We start from the raw sequence: 523 nt of genomic DNA, 5'->3' as shown, positions 1-523 counted from the left end.
GCGTATACTTGGATTGATTAGAGCTAATAATAATACGGAGTACGGAGTATGATGCTTTGCTTTAGTTGCCATTTTCTTGCTTGGGTGGGTAGTGACCTCCACCACCGTGTCCATAACCTCCACCGTGTCCGTAACCTCCGTGTCCATAGCCTCCTCCATAGCTGCCACCACCATGGCCATAGCCTCCTCCATAGCCGCCACCACCATGGCCATAGCCGCCACCACCGTATCCTCCGCCATGACCGTAACCTCCACCATGGCCGTATCCGTAACCGTCGGGTTTGACATCATCCTTGTTGTCTTGGGCATTTGGTGGGTAGTGTCCACCACCTCCATGGTGGTAGCCTCCACCTCCTCCATGGTATCCTCCACCACCTCCTCCATGGTAGCCTCCACCACCTCCATGGTAGCCTCCACCGTATCCATCTACTTCCTTGGCTTCATCCTTAGCTTTGGGGATTTGAGTAAGATCACGAGCAGAGACAATGGAGGCGATGAAGAGCGCAAGAGAAAGAAGAAGAAG

The 523-nt window shown here is 53.3% G+C and carries 1 protein-coding gene; it reads right to left on the bottom strand.

What is annotated here, in order from left to right; genetic code table 11:
* Positions 1-405: hypothetical protein (locus tag AB843_RS24595; RefSeq protein ID WP_048649566.1), on the bottom strand; the 405-nt coding region annotated here is incomplete at its 3' end.
* Between the last annotated feature and the right edge of the window lie 118 nt (positions 406-523).

The sequence above is a fragment of the Nitratireductor soli genome, from assembly GCF_001050155.1.
Taxonomy (GTDB): domain Bacteria; phylum Pseudomonadota; class Alphaproteobacteria; order Rhizobiales; family Rhizobiaceae; genus Nitratireductor; species Nitratireductor soli.
Note: the sequence above shows the minus strand (reverse complement) of the source record. Positions and strands in the feature narration are given on the sequence as shown.